Here is a 21,121-nt window from a genome sequence, read left to right on the forward strand (position 1 = left end):
CTAATTTCTCAACCATTATTCTTTTGGCTGATTATCCGATTGCGGCGTATCGGCAGCTCCCGTCTGTCCGGACACAGCGGATAGTTTTCCGCCCAAAAAACCCGCAAGCAACGATTTTACATTGAAACCGGCAGCCTCGCTCGTACCGTCAAAAATTTGATTTGCAGTCCCGATAATATCCTTCATAAGCTTGGTATTATTTCCATCGCCGTACATTACAATTTTTTCTACCTTTGCAAGCGGTTCGGCAAGATTTTTTGCAACAGCCGGCAACGCATTAAAGTACATTTCCAAAACAGCCGCCTCCCCCATCTTCTTCATGGCTTCGGCTTTTTTATCAATACCTTCGGCTTCACTCAAAACCTTCGCCTTCATACCCTCGGCCTCGGCAAGGGCAGTCAGTTTTATGGCTTCCGCTTCGGCTTCTCCTTTTGCACGGATACCTGCCGCTTCCTGCTCCGCAATATACCGGTCAGCATCTGCCTTTGCCTTAAACGCCTCAGCCTGTTGCTTTTGTTCATACGCTGCGGCTTCCGCTTCTTTTTTACGGGTATAAAGGTTTGCGTCCGCCTTTTGTTCGGCTGCAAATTTATCCGCTTCAGCCTTTTTCTTAATCTGGGCATCAAGAGATTGCTCCATCGCCTCGGCTTCTCTCTGCTTGAGAATTATAACTTGTTCTTGTTTAGCGATCTCGGCCTTTATGGTGTTTTCTTCGATTGTTTTACGTTGCTCCTGCTCTTGGATTTTCCCTGCCGCAGCCGCTTCGGCTTCCTTGGAATCGCTCAGTTTTTTTAATTCTGCTTTTTTAATCGTTAGCTGATTTTCCCGTTCCGCAATTTCCTGATCGGCTCTAACCTTCGCTTCATTCGCCTTGCTGTTTGCATTCGCTTGAGCCATTGCAATATCCCGTTCCGCCTCCGCGCGGGCAATTTGCGCGGTTTTTCTGATTTGTTCGATATTATCAATACCGAGATTAGTGATCACCGATTCGCTATCCGTAAAATTTTGCACATTGAATGAAATAATATCGAGACCCATCGACGCTAAATCAGGTTCCGCATTGTTTTTTACCAATTCAGCAAATTTTTGTCGGTCATTTACCATTTCCTGTAAACTCATTTTTCCGACAATTTCGCGCATATTACCTTCAAGTACCTCACGGGCAATAGCGCCGATATTTTCAGACGGCAAATTCAGAAAATTCTTTGTTGCGTGCTCAAGCTTTTCCCTCTCTGTTGATATTTTAATATTAACAATAGCATCCACCATAATATTGATATAATCCGCAGTCGGCACCGACGATGAGGTTTTAACATCTATCGGAATAAGCCCCAATGCAAGCGAATCTTTTCGTTCAAAAAACGGAATTCGTATACCCGCTCGACCGATTAAAAAGCGTTTTTGTTTTTTTAATCCTGATATGATAATCGCTTCATCAGGCGCAGCTTTTACATACCCTGTAAGGACGATGATAATAAGAGCCAATACAAAACATCCAAGTGCGATATATATACCGATAGTCATAAACACCCCCTTTTCTATCTTTTACCTTGAGATATTTAGGAATCCTTCTTTTTTCCGCCAAGCAGTCCGAATAAGAACGCACCGATGATTGCCGGAATAAGCCACGCAATACCGATACTTGAAAGCGGAAGCTTTTGTAACAGCGCAGCCAAACCACCGAAGGAGACGGGCTTTGCGCCGAACAGGCCGAGAAAATCGTTGACAATACCTTCTGTCGAGGCAAATGCCTGCAAACAGCTAACTAAAAGCGTACCGACCGTTCCGCCGACGTAGTAGTACCGATTGGGGATATAGTCATCCAAAAGATTCATAACCGTTAAAAGGATACAAACCGGATACAACGCTTCCAAGAGCGGTACCGAATAGCGGATGATATTTTCTACTCCATAATTAGCAAGCCAGCAGCTGAATACCGACACGACAATGACAATTGCTTCATAAGAGACCTTATTATGGAATAATTTTTTAAAAAAATGTCCTGCGGTGGCGGTTAAACCGATTGCGGTGGTAATACAGGCAAACGCAATCGAAATCGACAAAATAACCGTTCCGACATTACCCCATAAACTCGCACAAATATTGATGAGAAGCGCAGTGCGGCTGATGCTTTTTGGAAATACCATCGAAGCGGAAGCGCCGGCATGCAGTAATCCGCCGTATACCAGCAAGAGCCCTGCCGCAGCGATTAATCCGGCAGAAAGATTGATCTTTAACAGCGATTTTTTGTCAGAGTATCCCCGTTCCTTGATATTATTGATGATAATCGTTGCAAACAGCATAGCCGCAAGCGCGTCCATCGTCTGATATCCTTCCAGAAATCCCTTTAGAAAGAAATTCTGCGGAGGAGGATTTTCCAGCGACCCGAGCGGAGCGATAAAGGCACGGATAACAATAGCCGCAAGCACAATGATAAGCACCGGCGTTAAATATTTACCGATAGTATCGATTACTTTCGATGGTTTTATCGAAAATATCAACACAATCGTAAAGAATACGATGGAACTGACAACGGGACTTATCGACGCGCTAAACGGAAGTACGCCAATCTCATACGTTGTTGCGGCTGTCCGCGGCAGCGCTAATAGCGGCCCGATACCCAGCATAATAACGGTACCGAATACATCGGCAAAAACGGGATGAACCTTACCGGCAAAGTGCTGTACATCGCCGCCTGCCTTTCCCATTGCAAAAATACCCAAAATCGGAATACAAATACCTGTAATAGAGAATGCGATAAACGTAATAAACCATTTGCTGCCGGTCATAAACCCGAGCAGCGGCGGAAAGATAAGATTTCCGGCGCCAAAAAACATTGCAAAGAGTGCAAAGCCGACAATGATACAGTCTCTAAAGCCTTTCTTCATAGCAGGCCCCCTAATATAGTAATTTATGCTAATCCGTCAATATAACCGTTTACAAGATCTATGCGAAGTGCCTGAGGTTCTTTTGGTAGCCCCGGCATCCGCATCATATCGCCCATAACGGCCACAATCATTTCGGCGCCATTGTTTACAATAACTTCGCAGACAGTCATACCGAACTGTTCCGGAACGCCAAGCTTTTTGGGATCGTCGGAAAAAGAATACTGCGTTTTTGCGATACATACCGGATAGGAATCGACGCCCCAGGTACTAATCCGCTTTAGCATTTTTTCCGCATCGGCAGAGTAAGCAACATTTTTGGCGCCGTACACCTGTTTGCATATTTTTTCTATTTTAGTCTTGATATCATCGCTATCCTGATATGTAAACGTAAGCGGCTTCGACGGTTCCGTTTCGATCAACCCTACAACGGTACGGGCAAAATTCGTTGCTCCTCCACCTCCATCGGAAAAGGCGCTGTTTACGGCAAACGGTACTCCGATATTCCGACAGTATGCACGAAGACACTCGATTTCTTCTTCGGTATCGTAATCGTATTTATTCAATACCACCAACACCGTCTGTCCGAACTTACGCAAATTTTCAACATGCTTATCCATATTCTTAAATCCATGGACGAACGTCTCTTTATTGGGCTTGGACAGCTCCGCTTCTTGAACGCCGCCGTGCAGTTTAAGCCCGCCGGTGGTAACGACAAGCACAGTTAAAGCAGGCGAAAGTCCCGCCTTGCGGCATTTAATATCAAAGAATTTTTCAGCGCCTAAATCGGCTCCAAATCCCGCTTCGGTAATAACATAGTCGCCGTAGGTAAGCGCTATTTCGGTCGCAATAACGGAATTGCAGCCGTGCGCGATGTTTGCAAACGGACCGCCGTGTACAAATGCCGGAGTGTTTTCAGTGGTTTGTACCAAATTCGGATTAATCGCATTTTTAAGCAGTACGGTAATTGCTCCGGCGACACCGAGGTCTTTAACCGTAAACGGCGTATTGTCCGGTCGGTAGCCTAGGATAATCTTTTCTATGCGGCGGCGTAAATCGTCGATGTCGGAAGCGAAGCACAAAATAGCCATAATTTCCGAAGCGGCGGTTATGTCAAATCCCGATTCGGCAGGAACACCGTTTCCTTCACCAAGGCCGGTAACAATTGAACGGAGCGCACGGTCATTGACATCGAGCACCCGTTTCCAAATTACCTTTTTTAAACCCTGCGGCGTATTCTGCGTTCTAAACACATAGTTATCCAGCAGTGCGCTGATCATGTTGTGCGCGGAGGTAATGGCGTGAAAGTCGCCGGTAAAGTGTAAATTGATTTCTTCCATTGGAAGCACTTGTGCATAACCGCCGCCTGCCGCCCCGCCCTTCATCCCAAAGCAGGGACCGAGCGAAGGCTCGCGCAGCGCCAACACCGCATTTTCCCCGATTCTCTGTAAGCCGAGCGCCAAACCGATAGAAACCGTTGTCTTCCCGATCCCCGCTTTTGTCGGCGTCATAGAGGTAACGAGGATAAGCTTATGCTCTTTTACACGGGAAGGCATAATAGCGGTATACGGAACCTTCGCCATATAAAACCCATACGGAATTACGGCAGAAGAATCTATATGGAGTTCTGATGCAATTTCTTGTATCGGTTTAAGAGGAGTCTCGCGTGCTATCTGGATATCGGTTTTCATTGGCCGAGTGTACAATAATCGTATGAAAAAAACAAGGCAACGTCCTTTTGAAATATACGGTGCATCTACTGCGTTGTCGCATCATCAAAAGTGTACCTCCATGTACACTTTTGATGGCGAGAGTTTCGGGCGCTGCTGAAACATCGCTGCTGGTTAATGCGTGCGGCATCCGTGCCGCTACTGAAAATCCTCAACGTTTCAGAACGGACAGAGATGTCCGGGGTTATAAGCAGCAGCGAGTTTGCCTTCGCAAACTCTCCTATGTTTTTTGTCAAGTAGAAAAGCAAAACTTTTTAGTTTTTTCTCTGCTTGACCGCTCCCGTCCCTGTAATCCCTTGTTTCACACGCCTGGTTTATCCCGCTTGTAAGTCGGGGAAAGGCAGTTCTTGATATACCATCTGTTTATTCTTCATTACTAAATACAACAATTTTGCCATCTTTCGTGCTATCGCCGTTATCGATATCTTCTTTCCTTTCCCATGCTCCGTCATATAAAAGTATTTTGCCTTTAACGCTCCCCCGTGCTTACTCCGTACTATAGCCCATGCCGCCTGATATAATAACGCCCGTACAATCCTATTTCCCTTCTTCGTTATATGCCCATATCGGTTTATTGCCCCCGAACAATCTACCCGCGGCACTAAGCCCAGATAATTTGCTACTTCATCTCCATTGTTAAAGCGCTTTCCATCTCCGACATAAGCCGTAAAAGCAAGCGCTGTCTTATCTCCGACCCCCGGTATTGTTTGCAGCCGTTCGATATCTTTATCCGCCTTACATTCCTTTGTTATCGTCTGCTCCAACTCTTTTATTTGTGCCTCCAATAGAGTAAGCCTTTCACACACCCGCTGTGCCTGCCCTGATTCATACCCAAAAAGCTGCGGAAGTTCCTTTTGCCGATTTGCATCCGTTTGCAAATTACTCCTTTTCATCGTCGTTATTCCGCACTGTAAGAATAACGCGTGCAGTCGGTTGATCTCTTGTGTCCGGTCGTCTTTTAATGTCTTGCACTCTTTTGTTAGTTTGCGGCGATAGTATTCCTTCTCTGTCGGCACATCCACTATCGGTAAATCTTCCTTTTCATATATCTTAACCAACCGTGCAAGCTTTAATGCATCTTCTTTATCCGTCTTCTTCGTGCTAGAATAAATAATCGATAACTGTGAGGCATCTAAGATTACTACCGTGCAGCCGATCACTCTCATCTCTTTTTCCATCACAAACGCAAGACTATTTACTTCCATTGCGACAATATCTTCCGCTTTCAATTTCGCGTACAGTTTTGATCTTCCTGCCTTTGTTGTTTCTCCTCCTGATCTTCCAACTTTTCCTTTCTGATCAAAGTAACACATTTCATACGTTTCTTTGCTCAAATCCAATCCGATCCATCTTCCAGTCCCTTGCATACGACACTCCTTGTGTTATAAAATAGGGAACAGGGAGCTTTTACCGGTTTGCAGTTCACCGTAACTCCTATTCGCGGTACGCACCTACGAGGTGCGGCCGCTCTTTGATTTACGGCAGCAGGTTTAGGTTAATCTCGTAGCCGAGGTTCGTCTTTATTCAAGATTTCCTCACGTTTTGCGTCAACCTGCTGCCTGCCCCCTTATCCCGTCGGATAAGGGTACCACATTTCCCGGCAATTAAAAACATATCATCTCGTAGCCAAAGAATGAACACGGATGTTCATTCTTTGGCTATTCTCCGCTATTTTTTGGGTGAAAATTTCTTTTTCAGCATCGCTTCTACAATCGGCGGCACCATAGTCGATACATCACCGCCGAAAGCCGCAAGCTCCTTAATTGAACTGGATCGCAGCACAAAAAATTTAGGATCAGGCACCAAAAATAGCGTTTCGATCTGCGGGTTCAAGCTCTTGTTCATCATTGCCAAATCGAATTCATATAAAAAGTCATTATCATTCCTGACGCCGCGGATCAGAACATCCGCTTTAATTTTTTTTGCATAATCGACAATCAGCGAATCCCACAGATGTACGGAAACATTATTCCACCGAGAAACTAGCTGCTGGATAACATCCAATCGTTCTTCGCCGGAAAAACAATAATTCTTATTTTTATTTACAGCAATAACAACATGAATTTCGGGAAAAAGCTTTTGCGCCCGCTCGATAATATTTAAATGTCCGAAAGTAGGAGGATCAAATGAACCTGCAAAGACAGCTTTTACCATACTGAAGCATATTCCTTTATTTTATAACGATAGAACACCGCAAAAAGCTCAAGGCCAATTTTTAATGGTGCTCGATATTCTATTGTATCGCATAAAAAAGTAAACCGCAAATAGTTTTTGTGTCGTAAATAGCTTTTGGCACTACAAATAGTTTTTGCTTCGGTGCAGTCACCCTGGTATCTGTCAAGAAAATGTTTGGCAGAATCCGGATTTTGTGTTATACTGATTTCGTATGACTTATGCATCTTTGTCTGCAACGCTCTCAATGCCATACACACCCGAAGATGGAAGCAATTCAGCCGATATTGTAGTATTCGATAAAGACGAATACGCCGTAATCGACCAGATCTTAAAAAGCTTACAAGCTTATGCTCCCGGGGTACTGAGCAACATTGCAAACTGTATTACAACATTAGAACAAGTGGCCATGGCTGTCTCCCGTTATCCTTCGATACAACGCAGCACTGTTCTTGCAGGAGAACACCGATCGACAGAAACATTAATAGACACACTCTGCAGCAGCGCCCCTTCCTCACGCTTGCTCACTTTACCGACAAAGGTTATTCTCGGTAAAAGCTTTCTTATTGCAAAATTTCAGACATTTTCCGCACTCACCAAAATAGCGATGAACGCTTTTTTTGAAGAAAAAGATATCCAAGCGCTGCGACGAATTACATTGCGCTCTATGTTTGCACTCATGGTCGAGGATGTGTATACAATGCTCCTTGATAATGCCGATCTTCAGCATGAAACACGAAAAGAAATAGCGGAATTATTGACGGAATTATGGGAGCATCGACTGGACGAACACTCATCATCCTTTGCCCCTGTTTTGCACAAGGTTTGGGCAGCGCGGAATAAACTTGCACCGAACTTCGGTTCCATGCTTGGCGTAAGTGAACTCTTTTTGCTTTCTATGGAGCTGGATGAATCGTGGGAACGGTTTATGATTGCAAAATTGGCAGACCCTGAAATCGGCCAAGCATTGGAAGAATTCTTATTCGGTATCTCTTATGAAAAGATCAATTTTATCCGCAATATTTTGAAGGAACGAAAAGTTTCTGCCCTCAGCAGAGACGAAGCATATAATCTACTCGGCTTCAAAAGAGAATTTCCGAGTGATGATCCGCGCGGCTTCTATGCTTCTTTTATTGACCGGAAAAACAACGCCGAATCGCGCCGGAGACTCCAAGTCCCCGGCCCCAAGCGAACACTCGAAGACCTCTACATCCAATTTATTTTTGAAGAAGGCTTAAGCGATACATAATACGGCTGTTACAGCGCAAGTTTTAAATCGCCGTCTTTAATCCATCCGATTTTCCGCAACGGCACGGTAAAAAGAATTGTGAGTACGGCGGGAGCGATAATGTGCAGCAACAAGATAGAAAGGTAGATGCTTGCGGTGCTGTGCCCGGTTCCACTCATCGCTGTCAATGCGCCGATTTGGCCGACTAATCCGCAAGTTCCCATACCGGAGCCGATAGGGGTATTTTCCATTTTTAACAGCATCGTCGAAACCGGCCCCAATACGGCGGATGCGGCAATCGGCGGTATCCATATTCGGGGATTCTTAATAATATTCGGCATGTGGAGCATACTGGTACCGATACCGACTGCAAAGCTGCCGCCAAATCCGTTATCACGATAGCTCATCACCGCAAAGCCGATCATCTGAGCGCAGCATCCCGCCGCAGCCGCGCCTCCTGCAAGCCCCGAAAGAGAGAGCATCATACAGAGCGCGGCGCTACTGATCGGCAGCGTAAGAATGATCCCAACCAATACCGCAAGGCAGATACCCATCAGGAACGGACGCAGAGTTGTCGCTGTCATAATAACACCGCCGAGCCAATTCATACATGCAGACATATACGGCCCGAAAAAGACGGCTATTACGCTTCCGGAAAGAATGGTTACCATTGGCGTCACAATGAGGTCGATCTTTGTTTCTTTTGAAACCAGTTTCCCCAGCTCGGTACCGACAATGGCCGAAATAAAAGCGCCGACTGCACCGCCGAACATATTACCGGCATACCCGACAATAGAGGCGGAGAACAAGACAAAGGTGTGTGCTTTAAGCGAGTGCGCAACGGCAATACCGATGGCGGCTCCCGTCATATCGCGGCATATCGGCCAAATGGTGTCGGTCAAAAAGGTAATATGCAGCTGCTGCCCTACGGTTCTCAGGATTGTTCCGACAAGCAAGGATGAAAAAAGTCCCATTGCCATTGCGCTCATTGCATCAATAAAATACCGCTTACCGGAAATCTCTATATCTTTCTTTTTTAAGAAAAACTGTAATTTGTTCATATCAAGACAAATCTCCCTTATTCGTGCGGAGAGTTTAATCCCCTGCACTATTTTTTACAAGAAGGAACCTCTAAAAACTTCCGTTTTTAGAAGTTTTCCTTAGATTTAGATTGCGATGTTTTTTTGATAAGTCATAACAATGTAAAGACTTATCAAAAAAGACTCGTCGGGTATCTCTAAAAATCTAACCGAGTTTTTAGAGATACCCAAAACTCAAAAATGCTGATGCTTCTTACTCTGAAGTGAAAGCATTCAGAATGTATATCCGTTCAATAAATGCGATGTTCACATATCGTGCTATTTGTACGATTTAGAACTCGTAGACCTATTCGGAAACGCAGTTATCGAATAGATCGATTATAACGAAACTTATTACAGAAGAAAAAAATTAAGCATAATAATACAAAAATAAAAAAGTTGAGACAATAGACAAAAAAATTGATTGATTAAGCTAGAAAATTTATAACAACATGATAAACTGTGTATCGGTACTAAAAGTACATTTGAGAGTTTCCATTGAGATTTGGAAGGATATCCGCAATCCTGCAAACGGACAGTATGGAGGAACCTTTATGGAAAAATATGGGTATGACATTATCCATGATGCGTTTTTGAACAAGGGAACAGCATTTTCTGCCGAAGAAAGAAAAAAATATCATCTGGAAGGGCTGCTTCCGCCGTGTATTGACGATATTGAAACACAGGCAAATAGAATTTACCGGCAGATGGAGCGAAAAAATTCCGGCATAGAAAAAAGAAGATTTCTTATGGATGTCTTCAATCACAACCGGCGACTTTTCTATTATGTATTTCATGAACACATTGCTGAACTAATGCCGATTGTTTATGATCCGGTTATTGCAGAAAGTATTGAGCAGTACAGCGAACAGTTTGTCGATACACAAGGTGCAGCGTTTTTGTCGATTGATGCTCCGGAGCAAATCGAAGAGACGCTTCGGCATGCCGCAGGCGGAAGACACATCAGACTTATCGTTGCGACGGATGCGGAAGGAATTCTCGGTATCGGCGACTGGGGGACAAATGGCGTTGACATCTCCGTGGGTAAACTGATGGTCTATACTGCGGCCGCAGGAATTGATCCGCAAACGGTATTGCCGGTTGTACTGGATTGCGGAACAAACAGGCAAACACTGCTTGATGACCCGCTCTATCTCGGAAATCACCACAAGAGAATATACGGCGACAGATATTACCGCTTCATCGATCGATTTGTAACAGCGGCGGAAAAATTGTTTCCTGATTTATATCTCCACTTTGAAGATTTCGGCAGATCGAACGCCGCAAAGGTTTTGCAAACATACCAGAAGACTTTTCCCGTATTCAATGATGACTGCCAAGGAACCGGTATCATTACGCTTGCGGGAATCCTCGGCGCTATGAAAATCAACGGGCAAAAGCTTACGGATCAGGTATATCTGTGCTTTGGAGCAGGAACTGCCGGAGCCGGAATTACCGATCGTATTTTTAGAGAAATGGTTGCCCAAGGGCTTTCTGAAGACGAAGCTCGCAGTCATTTTTATATGGTTGATAAGCAAGGACTTTTGTTCGATGATATGGACGATCTAACGCCAGAGCAAAAACCGTTTGCGCGAAAACGTCGCGAATTTTCCGATGCGGCAAGTCTCACCTCGCTTACAAAAGCGGTGATGGCAATTCGTCCGACGATTCTAGTAGGAACATCAACAACACCGGGAACCTTTACGGAAGAGATTGTCCGCGCTATGGCATCATGGTGCGAACACCCGATTATTTTCCCGCTCAGTAACCCAACGGAACTGGCGGAAGCTACGGCTTCGGATTTGATTCATTGGTCGGACGGCCGCGCCATGGTGGCAACCGGAATTCCTGCCGATCCGGTAGAATACAAGGGCGTTACATACACAATCGGACAGGCGAACAATGCACTGATTTATCCGGGATTGGGCTTAGGCAGTATCGCGGTAAATTCAAAACTCGTAACCGATGAAATGATTTCTGCAGCCGCCCACTCGCTTGGTGCATTTATCGAAACCGGTAAACCGGGCGCGGCGGTTTTGCCACCGGTAGCACGGCTAACGGAATTTTCCGAAGCGGTTGCCGTCGCGGTTGCTTCGTGTGCCGTTCGTCAAAAATTAAACCGTGTTGCAACGGATAATGTAGAAAAAACGGTCAAAGACTGTATCTGGAAACCGGAATATTAAAATAGGAGAAAGGCAAGGCTGATACAAGTGCGGCTTATACGAGCACACGGGAGTGGTTAATACCCCGACGCTTGCGTCGGGGTATGTTGATCCGTGCGGAGAAGATAATCTCTGACACTCTCCATCGAGGGTCCTTTTTTGGAACAGCTCCGTGTTGATTCATGCCCAAGGACTAATCCCCTGCACTCTGGCGTATCGGGATAGGATAGACCGCGTGTGCGGAGGCAGAAAAAGCACCGTCGGATTCCCGTATCAGCTGATAAAATTGCACCTTGCTGAATAACCCCGTCACTGAACTGTCTCCGGTGGCTGTATCTTCAGGGCTTCCCGCTTGCCCTGTGCGGAGCGATAAAAGCGCAAAGCCTCCGTAGGATTTACCGCGGGGACGCAAAGGGCTGCCGGGATTGATTGCCGTAACGCTGCCAAAAGTTTCGATACTTTGTATATGTGTGTGTCCGTGTACGGCGATTGTGCAGCCGAGGCTTTCAGCTGTCATGCTCAGTTTACGCCCGTCAAGCTCAACATGGTGCAAATGTCCGTGCGCCAATAAAATATGCTGCCCTGCGATCGTCTTTTGCTGATATACCGGCAGCCCGAATGGCTTCGGGTTTTCGCTGTCGGGAAAAATCGGCGGATAGAGCTGGCTGTCGCAATTTCCTTGTGCCATAATAATAACCGGTGGAACGGTTATCAGGCCGGTGGTAGCTTCGCGCACAACGGTTATGATATCCTGAGCGCCGTCTCCGGCAAAAAGGCAAGCTTGGCATTCCTCGCTAAAATTCGATAGAATCCACTGCACTGCATCCACTGCTCCGTGCGTGTCGGAAAGCAGCAGAATGGAAGCGGTATCCGCTTTCTGCAGCCGGTTACAGAAAGCCCCGTCCGCAATAACGCCATTCTCGCAGCAGGTAAAACGGTTCATTGTTTTTCCCCTACGGCGCTCATTTCCAGTTCTTCGCTATCTGCCCGCCCGCCGGTCGAAGGCGACGTCAAAATAAGATAATTATATGAACGGATATTCAGTTCAGGGTCTTTATAGGGCTGCAGCACATACGGTATACCGCCCCATGCCGCTATTCCCTGCCTTTTTAATACGTCGACCGTTGTTGCAACTGCCCGCGCAAACCGCGGGAACGGCTCCTGTTCCGGCAACTCATCGATTTGTTCTACAGCGGTTACGGCACAGAGCACCAGCGTCTGTACATCATGTGCGGGGATATCCACCGCCCTGTCGGCCTTTGCAAACGAGTCGGGCAGTTCAAAGTCCACAACGACATCGCTGTAGGCTTCGAGCGGCAAAATCTCTTCTACCGGCAACAGGGAAAAAATATGCAAGTCAGGGTATTTTTCTTTAGCGATACGCAGTATGCGGGCGCCGCCTTCGGGAATGCCGATAGAAATGAGCGCTTCAACAGGTTGTGCCGCAAGCCGTTCGGTGATCATCGAAAGCCGCGGCTGTTTTGTCTTAGCGGTCATATCGCTGTAGCTTAAAATATGCAGATTTGCCTTTAGGCTCTCCGAATCATAGATTTTCGAAAGATAAGTAAAAAGGTCTGAATATTGATAAAAATCCTTTCCCAGCACAAAGAGAAGTCTATGGTTCAATTCTTTTTTTTGATGAGATTGCCCGTATGAACCGCTTTTCTCGCCGCAGGAAACAGCAAAGGCGATTATGGCAGCAATTAAAATTATGAAACCGGTACGGATAATAGTTTGCCTCAAGAAGCGGCGCAATGCCCCCTCGCTCCGCAGATATGCGGGATGCACTGCAACCGGGGAGGATATCTCAGTATTTTTTCTCATAATCAAATCCGCAGCATTTAATTTGAGGCTGCGATTCCTTTTAAAAAATTACGCAAAATAAAAGCAATCAACATTGTCCCTAAAATCATGATAAGGGAAAGCGCGTTGATCACCGGCGAAATACCGTACCGCACCATCGAAAAAACATAGAGCGGCAGCGTTGTAGAACCGGGGCCTGACACAAAAAAAGTAATTACAAAGTCTTCAAGCGACAGGGTAACCGACATAAAAAAACCGGATAAAATGGCCGGGAAAATCGCCGGGATCACCACTTTAAATAAGGTCTGCCGCTCCGTTGCACCGAGGTCGTGTGCGGCTTCGACAATTGAAAAATCGAATTCTTCAAGGCGTGCGAGTACCAGCAAAAACACAAAGGGCAAACAGAAGGTAATATGTGCAATAATAATTGAAAGAAAGCCGAGCGGTATGTTGATTGCCGAAAAGAAAATCAGCGTAGACATACCGATAACAACTTCCGGCAGCACCATCGGAAGAATACTTACCGCTTGCACATACCCTCTACCCCGGAACCGGTACCACTGTACACCGAGCCCTGCAAAGGTACCAATAACAACGGAACAAAATGCGGAAACAAAGGCAATAAGTATGCTGTGCCAAAATGAAGTCCATAATTTTTCGGATTCCAAGAAAAGTGCGGCATACCATTTGAGCGAAAAGCCCGACCATACAATCGCCTTGCCTTCGTTAAAAGAAAACACTGCGATAATCGCAAGAGGTAAAAACAAAAACAGCAGCACAAAGGTCAATACCGTAGAAGAAAACCAAGAGCTATTAAGATTCTTATAGGCACGACGGGCATGACGCGCCGGTTCGGAATCCCGCTTGCTTTTCCCGAATTTTTGAATCAACCGCCGATACGGGCTTTTTACCGGACTATGACGGTACGGAACCGGTAATTGCTGTTGAATATCTTGCGGTATATCAGACATGCTCACTCCTCGTAATTGCGATTGTGCTACCTCGGAAAGTGGATTATAAGAGATGCAGTGCGTTTTGTCAATTTTTAGTGTTTTTACATCGCTGCATGGACAGCTTGCTCGCAAAAATACAAAGGGAGCCTCGCAAAATTCGGCAGAATTTTAAGAGACTCCCTTCAAGCAGATGATGAATTTTAAGATTCCTCCGGCTTTTTAAAACCTTTCCCATCATCGGGAGCCCAAATATAATCGGCGCCTTTTTCCATCTCGTCACTGGGAGCATTCTCCATCGCGTTTACGACTAGTTTACAGGTGACTTTACCGTCCGCACCGAGCTTAAACGTTAGGGTATTCCTTGCGTTTTTCTTTTTCCGTCCAAAATCCTCTTTACGATATGTTCTGCAAATCCATTCGGTTCCGGACACTTTCTCCCATTGTATGTTTGTATATACTGCGCTCATCGCCTGAGAATAGCTGGACAATTTTTCTTGGTCGTAAACAACACATATATCATAAAAATGATGATCAAAATCAAGCTTCCCGAAGTACGAACCACAAAATTTCTTTATTGTTTCGGCATCGGAAGGATCTACCGCCGGCGTTTCATATTCGACCTTTATATACACTGTATATATTTGTGACGAACCGTCTTCGGCAACAACTTTATACGCTCTGTCTTTAATAAACAACTCTTCCATTACATCGCTTTGTTGTTCTGCCGTACCTTTATACAGTTTTGCTTTTGGGCTTACCGTAAAACTTGCCTTAAATTTTTTCTTCCCCTTTTTTACAGGATCTGTCTGTTTATATGCAGCTTCGGGTACCGTTATGCGTACTGAGTGTGATGCCTCATCTATGATGCCGACGATATCCGCACTCAGCCACTCGTTATTGCTTTGTTTAAATACAAACGATGTAAGATTCTTCTCTGAAGATTTTACAACTTTTTCTACTGATTTGTTGCCAGTCAAATTGTCACAGCCGCTTAGTAGGATTGCCGCAACTGCAATGCAAACAACTATACTAATAGCTGTATATTTTTTTATATCCACTTTCATTCAATAATCTCCTATAAAAAATAAGGCCGCAGTTATTTTTGCCTTGCTTATTACCTTACATTCTCATCTGCAGAGATATACCGTACAGATGAGAAAATCCACTTAGATACTCTTAGGCTCAAGCATTTTGGGAGCAGAAGAATCGGCTTTATCGTATACATAAGCTTTTTTACCGCCTTCTATAATCTCTTCAACCATTTTACCTTTTATAAAAGAACCCGATTTTTGCTTCATCGGCACAACATACTGCCAGAGTTTAATGCCGTCACTGTCTTTTACAAATTTTAAAACAACTCTTCTGCCGTCCTGAGTATAATCATAATTGTCGGCATGGTACGAAAAGCATATCCATGTATCTGAGTTTTTAGCCCACCGTACGTTCGTATAACTAAAACTCATAACGGTTGAGTAGGATATAAGTCCGTTCTCTCCGATTTTAATACAGTTATCTTTTTTATTGTTCCAATAACAGCCGTATAATTTCTCAACTTCAGCTTTTTGAACCGCCGGTAAAGCGGATAACTCGTTGTCACTGATATCATCCGGCACAAACTTCTCGGCATAACCGGCAGGTGTTTTTGATTTTTCATTATCTGCAGGGGTACGACACCCGGCGAGAACAATGGAAAGTATCGATATACATATCAAGGCAACCAGTCTGTTGTTTTTCATTTTTCCTCCTTATTACCGACGGCACGAATAAACTATCGCTTAAACCTTACTGCGAAAATGCTATGTTTATTTTAATGCCGGCTCAAACATTTTGGGCGACTTCTTAGGCTCTTTATCATACGTAGCTTTATCATAGGTGTAATATGTTCCACCGCTTTCTTCAAACTTATCGGGATCTTTGCCTTTTACATATGGTCCATACGTCCCATTCATCGCCACAATCGTATCCCAAAGCCATATCGTACCGTCGTTATCTTTCATAAATGTAAAGACAATTCTTTTCGTTTCGAAATCTTCGTCATTTTCACCATACGAAAAACATACCCATGTCGAAGGCGAAGCATTGCTCCAGCGCAGGTTCGTAAAGCCCATACTCATGCGCTTACTATTTGAATACACGGCAAGTCTGCCTGCATTAATTGCAGGACACTCATTTCTTGTGCCGTCGCCTGCCCAATAATAGCCGTATAAACTCTTAATTTCCTTTTGCTGATCCGGTGTCAGCTCGGAGAATTCTTTTTCGGTAATTCCTTCGGGGACATCCGGTTTTGCAGGAGCAACTGTAACTCGTACTGTGTATATTTGTGTGGATCCATTTTCAGCTGTTATCGTGTAACTTACAGGATTGGAAAAATCGTTTTCCGTTTTACCGCTTTCTTGCGCTTTTCCATTTACAGATGCTTTTGCACCGTCGCTCAAAAGAAACCGGGCTTTTAATTTTGTGATATCAATACCGTTCGGCAGTATCACACCTATCGTTTTAGAAAGTTCGTCGATCGTACCAAGCGCCCCTGGCTCTGTAAAGCTTTTATTATCCTCCTTTAAAAACAGGAATGTAAGAATCCTCTTTTCGGCAGATTTCGGCTGCTCACCCGGCTTTTGCGGATTATTAGGTTTTTGCTGTTCGGTAGGCTTTTTCTGTTCGGTTGCTCCCCCATTGGCCTGGTTACAGCCTACAAAAACAATGAGCAGCATACTCATACAAACAGCTGCGGCAAAAAACTTTTTTGCACTTTTAGACATAGTTTTCATTTTGAAACTCCTTATAGTTTTAGTTAGCATAGGCTAACTATATTCGATGGCATATTACTTTTATAATTTTATACAAGCCTTTTTTTGATAATGCCAAGCTTTTTACATAGGATTTGCTTTTTTATATCCGCATTCCGGAGTCCAGACAAAATCGGTCGTCTGTTTTGTTGCTGTCACAGGTCTTCCCATAATAGCCCCCGTTACCTTAATGACACCACCAGTTTCTTCAATAAAAGTATAATTGGATTTACCGAACATACCTTTAACTTTGGGTTTGTTTTTTGTATATGCCGTACAGGTGTACTTGCCGTCGGCCATTTTTTCCCATTCCATGTTTTGGTAATACATGCTCATCTGCGATGAATAGAGGGTAATTTTATCCCATGCCAGCACTATCATAACCTCGCCTAATCCCGGTATCACACCCTTATACGAGCCGAAATATTTTTCCACTTCTGTTTTGGGAGCTTGCTCTAAGTCGACTTCTACAACGGCAGTGTATGTGAGTGTGCCACCGTCACTCGCTTTGGCTACAATCGTCGCGCCCCATGATTTTTCCGTCGTAGTGCCATCTACTATCTCCGAAAAATCAACAGGTGTCATTCCATTTTCTAATTTCGTATCTTTAACAAACAACTCTACATCCGGAGAAGTCCCAAAAGACGGCTTAAGTGTTTTAAGAGACTCTTCCGTTGTCCCTACAGGGAGTTTTATTATAATTACACCCCGCCCTCCTAAGAAACCACAATAAGCAGCGGTTACATCACCGGGAAGCTGCGTATTATCCATTTGTTTAAAGCCGAATGTACGAATTCTTATTTCGACATATACTTTGACAGTGTATTCTTGCGTTGTTCCGTCTTCCGCTTTTACGGTAAGTTTTACGCCATCTGTAATATTGGAAAAATCGTTTACGGTTTCGCCGCTTTTCTGTTCGACCGTACCGATAAAGAGCTTTGCTTTGTCGCTTATTTTGAAGGAAGCTTTCAGTTTTGTTTTATCTGTTCCTGCAGGAACTTCTATCGTTACGCTATAATTTTTTTCGTTAACGCGTCCTTTTACGTCTTTGCTCAATCCGACATCGGCATTGTTTGCTTTTTCCAATTTAAACTCTAACAGCTGTTTTTTGGAAGACTTTTGCGAGTTGCTAGGATTATTAGGGTTTTGCTGTTCGGTCGCCCCCCCCCCATTTAGCTGGTTACAACCCGCAAAACAGACGAGCAGCATACCCATGCAAGCAGCTGCAGCAAAAAACTTTTTTGCACTTTTAGACATAGTTTTCATTTTGAAACTCCTTATGATTTTAGTTAGTTTAAGCTAACTAGTAAAGGAAGTATAACATTTTTGCGGTTTTATGCAAGTTCTTTTTTTGATAAAGAGCAAAAAAATTTTTATTCGTGCGGAGGGCATATATGTTAGTAAATACGCGTGAACGAGGTGCACGGTACGACGGAAGAAAGGTCGGCATTGCTGAAGGCAAATCGTTCGGCCTTGTTGAAGGGGAGGCTCACGGCTCCCGCCAAAAAGCGCTTGAAACGGCAAAGACAATGCTTGCTATGGGCTATCCGCTTGGCGATATTTGCAAAATTGTCGGACTCTCGCAAGAAGAAGTAAAAGCAATTAACTAAGAATTGCGCCATTTTTCAAGCCATTTTCCTCCAAAAGTCGCATAAGGACTGTAGGAGGTATGAATGACTAGAAAACCCTTTGAAGAACTTACCTTTGCTGATGACTTTATGTTTTGTAAAGTCATGGAACACGAATCGCTGTGCCGGCCGTTTCTTGAAATGCTCTTTAGTGCACAGATCGATAAAATCACGTATCTTTCGTCTCAGAATACGGTTACGACCAATTCAGGCGCAAAAACCGTCCGTCTTGATGTACTGGTAAAAGATGAAGACGGTACATCCTACGACATTGAAATGTGTTTTTCGATAGACGTCCGTGTCTATCGGAAAACACGAGTTTTGCCATTCGGCAAAACATCGCTGCTGCTAGAACCAGCGGCATCCATGCCGCTGCTGAACCAGACTTTTCGAAAAAAGCCTTTCCGTTAGCCTTTTGCAAATAGGCCGAGTAGATGCTAGGAGCGTACAAAAAACACCCGCAGGCGTACTTGCTGTACGCCGAGGACTGTTTTTTGTTAAGCGACAACGCAGATACCCGCATATTTGCAAAAGATACGAAAAAGATTATATTGAGAATGCAAAGGCATTTAAAAGAACAGACAATCAAGAGTTACAAGGTTTTTTATAGTATGTGAAAACAGGTAAAGCAACAACCGATTACACAAGGAGGATCGAGCAGATGATACAGACGGTAAAACACAACGAATTAGCACGGAAAGAATACCACATATTACCCATAGCCCTGATGGATGCCTTTGATGAAGGTAAAAACCTCGGTCTCACCGAAGGCTCCCGTCAAGCAAAGCTTGAAACAGCAAAAACGATGCTTGCTATGGGCTATCCGCTTGGTGATATTTGCAAAATTGTCGGACTCTCGCAAGAAGAAGTAAAAGCTTTATAAATTGGGGTGCCTCCTTTCCGTACGAATGCTTCTTGTGTCGGGGGTATTGATTTATGCTGGGATTTTTTGTAAAAAATCGGCAGGTATAATAAATATATGAAATTGATTGAATTTATTAATTTAGGCGGGCCTCTCAACTGGGTACTTGCTGCTATCTTGTGCTTTTGTTTTTGCCAATGCCTTGAACGCAGCATATATTTTTTTCAAACGCGCAAGGGTTCTAAAAACGATGTGCTTAAACGATTGCAAGCAAAAGCAGCAACACTTTCCGAGCTTCCGAAAACGCAGCAACAAAAAGAACTTATCAAAGAAAGCACGCTTCTCTATTATGAAATGAACCGAGGACTTTGGCTGCTCAATGTTATCAGTGCGGTGTCGCCGTCGATAGGCTTGTTGGGTACTGTTACCGGACTTATCGGTTCGTTCTCAAAGATGGCGGAGGTAGGCGCCGCAGTAAATATTCAAGATTTATCGGGCGGTATTTGGGAAGCAATGCTTACGACTGCATTCGGGATGATCATTTCGATTCCCGCGCTGTTGTGTTACCGTATGTTTAAACGTATTATCGAAAAGCGTATGATGCTCATTGAGCTGTATGGTGAAGAGTACGAAGAAGCAGCGCCGCAAAACAGGGAGCGCAGTGATGCATAAACTCGATTTTTTATCCAGCCGCGAGGAAGAACTGGTTGTAAACATCACATCACTTATCGACGTCATTTTTATTTTGCTCATTTTTTTTATGGTGTCTACTCAATTTAAAAGAAGCTCCTTGCCGCTCGATTTACCGCAGAGTGAAGACACAATGCAAGAACAGGACACTACAAAAGTCCTCGCTGTTACTGCAAATGCAATAGAATTGGACGGGAGTACTATTACACTTGAAACCCTGCAAGCCACACTTGCCGCCCTTTATGAACAGAATCCCGAACTTGCACTCTCGCTGGAATGCGAGCGAACCGTCGATTTTGAACGCATTGTGCAGATACTGACAAAAATACAGGCGGCAGGAATCAGCCGCATTGGAATTGTGCATGACCCGCTGGATTAGCTCCGCGCTGTGTACGATGACGCTTGTTGGCGTATTGTTTTGTTTACCTGTGTGGAACATTCGAAGCGCTGCAGCGGCATCGAATGTTTCCAATACGGCGATGTCGGAAGTGCATATCGTCAAACGGCTTTCAAAGAAAGCGCCGCCTGTCGTACAAAAAACCGTACAGCCTAAAAAAGTGCCGACAATTCCGGCATCGTCCGCCGAACCGGTTCCCGTACCGGAGCCGGCTGAGGTTCCGAACGAACCAGCTGAAATACCTACCGAAGAAACGCCCGATGATACTTCGGCGTCCGATATCGGCGAAAGTGAATCAAACAATACCGCTGCTGTTACAGGCGCTGAAGATTCATTTTCCCATACGCAGGATGCGAAAGCGGTTGCAACATATAAATCTTATGCGCTTGGTCGCATCGCTTCAAAAAAAACGTATCCGTATACCGCACGTTCAAACGGTTTTGAAGGAAGAGTACGCGTACGCATTGTCATCAATCCTGACGGTACACTTGCCCAAACGGACATCCTTGAACCGTCCGAATACGAAATTTTAAACAAAGCATGTCTTACCGCCATCAAAAAAGCATCGCCTTTTAAAAAAATGGAAAGCGGTATGAGTGCGATGACCCTTTCTTTTGTCATGGATTTTTCTTTAAACTAAATGCAGGGGGGGGCTAAACAAGCATGTTGCTCTGCGCGCGTTTTATCTTTTGACCGATTTAATTACACATTATCTATTACCAATTGTAAATGTAAAATGAGAATCA

20 protein-coding genes and 1 pseudogene are annotated in these 21,121 nt (G+C 44.5%); 8 read left to right on the forward strand and 13 right to left on the reverse strand.

Annotation, left to right across the window (positions count from 1 at the left end; all coding sequences use genetic code 11):
• Positions 1 to 15: 15 nt before the first annotated feature.
• The 5 genes from E4N69_RS12100 to coaD all read right to left on the reverse strand — a co-directional run bounded on the left by E4N69_RS12100 (position 16) and on the right by coaD (position 6,769).
• Positions 16 to 1,524 (reverse strand): flotillin family protein, encoded by a 1,509-nt coding sequence (locus E4N69_RS12100; protein WP_253714624.1) that lies wholly within the window; start codon positions 1,522 to 1,524, stop codon positions 16 to 18.
• A 35-nt stretch (positions 1,525 to 1,559) separates the two neighbouring features.
• Positions 1,560 to 2,888: a branched-chain amino acid transport system II carrier protein gene (gene brnQ, locus E4N69_RS12105; protein WP_253823987.1), complete on the reverse strand. Its 1,329-nt coding sequence runs from the start codon at positions 2,886 to 2,888 to the stop codon at positions 1,560 to 1,562.
• Positions 2,889 to 2,911: 23 nt separating this feature from the next.
• Positions 2,912 to 4,576, reverse strand: a complete 1,665-nt coding sequence (locus E4N69_RS12110) for a formate--tetrahydrofolate ligase (RefSeq protein ID WP_253823988.1) — start codon at positions 4,574 to 4,576, stop codon at positions 2,912 to 2,914.
• A 353-nt stretch (positions 4,577 to 4,929) separates the two neighbouring features.
• Positions 4,930 to 5,982 carry an IS110 family RNA-guided transposase gene (locus tag E4N69_RS12115; RefSeq protein WP_253823989.1) on the reverse strand — a complete coding sequence of 351 codons (1,053 nt, stop codon included), beginning with the start codon at positions 5,980 to 5,982 and terminating at the stop codon, positions 4,930 to 4,932.
• Between the two features lie 301 nt (positions 5,983 to 6,283).
• Positions 6,284 to 6,769, reverse strand: a complete 486-nt coding sequence (gene coaD / locus E4N69_RS12120; protein ID WP_162664606.1) for a pantetheine-phosphate adenylyltransferase — start codon at positions 6,767 to 6,769, stop codon at positions 6,284 to 6,286.
• A gap of 232 nt (positions 6,770 to 7,001) precedes the next feature.
• Here coaD and E4N69_RS12125 point away from each other — a divergent pair, with 232 nt between their 5' ends.
• Positions 7,002 to 8,036 (forward strand): hypothetical protein, encoded by a 1,035-nt coding sequence (locus E4N69_RS12125; RefSeq protein ID WP_253823990.1) that lies wholly within the window; start codon positions 7,002 to 7,004, stop codon positions 8,034 to 8,036.
• An 8-nt stretch (positions 8,037 to 8,044) separates the two neighbouring features.
• Here the strand turns inward: E4N69_RS12125 and E4N69_RS12130 are convergent, their stop codons facing one another.
• A complete protein-coding gene (locus tag E4N69_RS12130) occupies positions 8,045 to 9,076 on the reverse strand; it encodes a PTS sugar transporter subunit IIC (RefSeq protein WP_253714628.1) in 1,032 nt (343 codons plus the stop codon).
• 470 nt (positions 9,077 to 9,546) lie between these two features.
• Between E4N69_RS12130 and E4N69_RS12135 the strand changes: the two genes are divergently transcribed.
• Complete coding sequence (locus E4N69_RS12135) at positions 9,547 to 11,277, forward strand: malolactic enzyme (RefSeq protein ID WP_253823991.1); 1,731 nt, start codon at positions 9,547 to 9,549, stop codon at positions 11,275 to 11,277.
• 172 nt (positions 11,278 to 11,449) lie between these two features.
• On the opposite strand, the gene E4N69_RS12140 is transcribed toward E4N69_RS12135, so the two are convergent.
• The 7 genes from E4N69_RS12140 to E4N69_RS12170 all read right to left on the reverse strand — a co-directional run bounded on the left by E4N69_RS12140 (position 11,450) and on the right by E4N69_RS12170 (position 18,064).
• Positions 11,450 to 12,199, reverse strand: coding sequence for a YfcE family phosphodiesterase (locus tag E4N69_RS12140; protein ID WP_253823992.1), 750 nt, complete (start codon positions 12,197 to 12,199; stop codon positions 11,450 to 11,452).
• Positions 12,196 to 13,080: a hypothetical protein gene (locus E4N69_RS12145; RefSeq protein ID WP_253823993.1), complete on the reverse strand. Its 885-nt coding sequence runs from the start codon at positions 13,078 to 13,080 to the stop codon at positions 12,196 to 12,198. Before E4N69_RS12145 ends, E4N69_RS12140 begins: the two co-directional genes overlap by 4 nt.
• A gap of 17 nt (positions 13,081 to 13,097) precedes the next feature.
• Positions 13,098 to 14,030, reverse strand: coding sequence for an ABC transporter permease (locus E4N69_RS12150; RefSeq protein WP_253714631.1), 933 nt, complete (start codon positions 14,028 to 14,030; stop codon positions 13,098 to 13,100).
• A gap of 182 nt (positions 14,031 to 14,212) precedes the next feature.
• On the reverse strand, positions 14,213 to 15,076 hold the full coding sequence (locus E4N69_RS12155; protein WP_253823994.1) for a hypothetical protein: 864 nt from the start codon (positions 15,074 to 15,076) through the stop codon (positions 14,213 to 14,215).
• A 102-nt stretch (positions 15,077 to 15,178) separates the two neighbouring features.
• Entirely contained in the window at positions 15,179 to 15,748 is a 570-nt protein-coding gene (locus tag E4N69_RS12160) for a hypothetical protein (RefSeq protein WP_253823995.1), read from the reverse strand.
• Positions 15,749 to 15,814: 66 nt separating this feature from the next.
• Positions 15,815 to 16,780 (reverse strand): DUF5018 domain-containing protein, encoded by a 966-nt coding sequence (locus E4N69_RS12165; RefSeq protein WP_253823996.1) that lies wholly within the window; start codon positions 16,778 to 16,780, stop codon positions 15,815 to 15,817.
• Positions 16,781 to 16,882: 102 nt separating this feature from the next.
• Positions 16,883 to 18,064, reverse strand: coding sequence for a cadherin-like beta sandwich domain-containing protein (locus E4N69_RS12170; protein WP_253823997.1), 1,182 nt, complete (start codon positions 18,062 to 18,064; stop codon positions 16,883 to 16,885).
• Between the two features lie 128 nt (positions 18,065 to 18,192).
• Here E4N69_RS12170 and E4N69_RS12175 point away from each other — a divergent pair, with 128 nt between their 5' ends.
• From E4N69_RS12175 to E4N69_RS12200, 6 genes and pseudogenes are all read left to right on the forward strand, one after another.
• On the forward strand, positions 18,193 to 18,408 hold the full coding sequence (locus E4N69_RS12175; RefSeq protein ID WP_253714634.1) for a hypothetical protein: 216 nt from the start codon (positions 18,193 to 18,195) through the stop codon (positions 18,406 to 18,408).
• A gap of 63 nt (positions 18,409 to 18,471) precedes the next feature.
• A pseudogene (locus tag E4N69_RS12180) lies at positions 18,472 to 18,709 on the forward strand (hypothetical protein); the annotation flags it as partial.
• Between the two features lie 378 nt (positions 18,710 to 19,087).
• On the forward strand, positions 19,088 to 19,309 hold the full coding sequence (locus E4N69_RS12185; protein ID WP_253714635.1) for a hypothetical protein: 222 nt from the start codon (positions 19,088 to 19,090) through the stop codon (positions 19,307 to 19,309).
• Between the two features lie 96 nt (positions 19,310 to 19,405).
• Positions 19,406 to 19,960: a MotA/TolQ/ExbB proton channel family protein gene (locus E4N69_RS12190; protein ID WP_253714636.1), complete on the forward strand. Its 555-nt coding sequence runs from the start codon at positions 19,406 to 19,408 to the stop codon at positions 19,958 to 19,960.
• The gene (locus tag E4N69_RS12195; RefSeq protein ID WP_253823998.1) at positions 19,953 to 20,357 is read left to right on the forward strand and encodes an ExbD/TolR family protein; all 405 of its coding nucleotides are present in this window, start codon (positions 19,953 to 19,955) and stop codon (positions 20,355 to 20,357) included. Before E4N69_RS12190 ends, E4N69_RS12195 begins: the two co-directional genes overlap by 8 nt.
• On the forward strand, positions 20,341 to 21,015 hold the full coding sequence (locus tag E4N69_RS12200) for an energy transducer TonB (RefSeq protein ID WP_253823999.1): 675 nt from the start codon (positions 20,341 to 20,343) through the stop codon (positions 21,013 to 21,015). Before E4N69_RS12195 ends, E4N69_RS12200 begins: the two co-directional genes overlap by 17 nt.
• Positions 21,016 to 21,121: the final 106 nt, after the last annotated feature.

Origin of the sequence: Treponema sp. OMZ 906, assembly GCF_024181185.1 — a bacterium.
GTDB lineage: Bacteria > Spirochaetota > Spirochaetia > Treponematales > Treponemataceae > Treponema.

Coding starts and splice junctions, on each gene's coding strand:
- E4N69_RS12100 (WP_253714624.1), bottom strand. CDS start 1,524: ATGACTATCGGTATATATATCGCACTTGGATGTTTTGTATTGGCTCTT.
- brnQ (WP_253823987.1), bottom strand. CDS start 2,888: ATGAAGAAAGGCTTTAGAGACTGTATCATTGTCGGCTTTGCACTCTTT.
- E4N69_RS12110 (WP_253823988.1), bottom strand. CDS start 4,576: ATGAAAACCGATATCCAGATAGCACGCGAGACTCCTCTTAAACCGATA.
- E4N69_RS12115 (WP_253823989.1), bottom strand. CDS start 5,982: ATGCAAGGGACTGGAAGATGGATCGGATTGGATTTGAGCAAAGAAACG.
- coaD (WP_162664606.1), bottom strand. CDS start 6,769: ATGGTAAAAGCTGTCTTTGCAGGTTCATTTGATCCTCCTACTTTCGGA.
- E4N69_RS12125 (WP_253823990.1), top strand. CDS start 7,002: ATGACTTATGCATCTTTGTCTGCAACGCTCTCAATGCCATACACACCC.
- E4N69_RS12130 (WP_253714628.1), bottom strand. CDS start 9,076: ATGAACAAATTACAGTTTTTCTTAAAAAAGAAAGATATAGAGATTTCC.
- E4N69_RS12135 (WP_253823991.1), top strand. CDS start 9,547: ATGATAAACTGTGTATCGGTACTAAAAGTACATTTGAGAGTTTCCATT.
- E4N69_RS12140 (WP_253823992.1), bottom strand. CDS start 12,199: ATGAACCGTTTTACCTGCTGCGAGAATGGCGTTATTGCGGACGGGGCT.
- E4N69_RS12145 (WP_253823993.1), bottom strand. CDS start 13,080: ATGAGAAAAAATACTGAGATATCCTCCCCGGTTGCAGTGCATCCCGCA.
- E4N69_RS12150 (WP_253714631.1), bottom strand. CDS start 14,030: ATGTCTGATATACCGCAAGATATTCAACAGCAATTACCGGTTCCGTAC.
- E4N69_RS12155 (WP_253823994.1), bottom strand. CDS start 15,076: ATGAAAGTGGATATAAAAAAATATACAGCTATTAGTATAGTTGTTTGC.
- E4N69_RS12160 (WP_253823995.1), bottom strand. CDS start 15,748: ATGAAAAACAACAGACTGGTTGCCTTGATATGTATATCGATACTTTCC.
- E4N69_RS12165 (WP_253823996.1), bottom strand. CDS start 16,780: ATGAAAACTATGTCTAAAAGTGCAAAAAAGTTTTTTGCCGCAGCTGTT.
- E4N69_RS12170 (WP_253823997.1), bottom strand. CDS start 18,064: ATGAAAACTATGTCTAAAAGTGCAAAAAAGTTTTTTGCTGCAGCTGCT.
- E4N69_RS12175 (WP_253714634.1), top strand. CDS start 18,193: ATGTTAGTAAATACGCGTGAACGAGGTGCACGGTACGACGGAAGAAAG.
- E4N69_RS12185 (WP_253714635.1), top strand. CDS start 19,088: ATGATACAGACGGTAAAACACAACGAATTAGCACGGAAAGAATACCAC.
- E4N69_RS12190 (WP_253714636.1), top strand. CDS start 19,406: ATGAAATTGATTGAATTTATTAATTTAGGCGGGCCTCTCAACTGGGTA.
- E4N69_RS12195 (WP_253823998.1), top strand. CDS start 19,953: ATGCATAAACTCGATTTTTTATCCAGCCGCGAGGAAGAACTGGTTGTA.
- E4N69_RS12200 (WP_253823999.1), top strand. CDS start 20,341: ATGACCCGCTGGATTAGCTCCGCGCTGTGTACGATGACGCTTGTTGGC.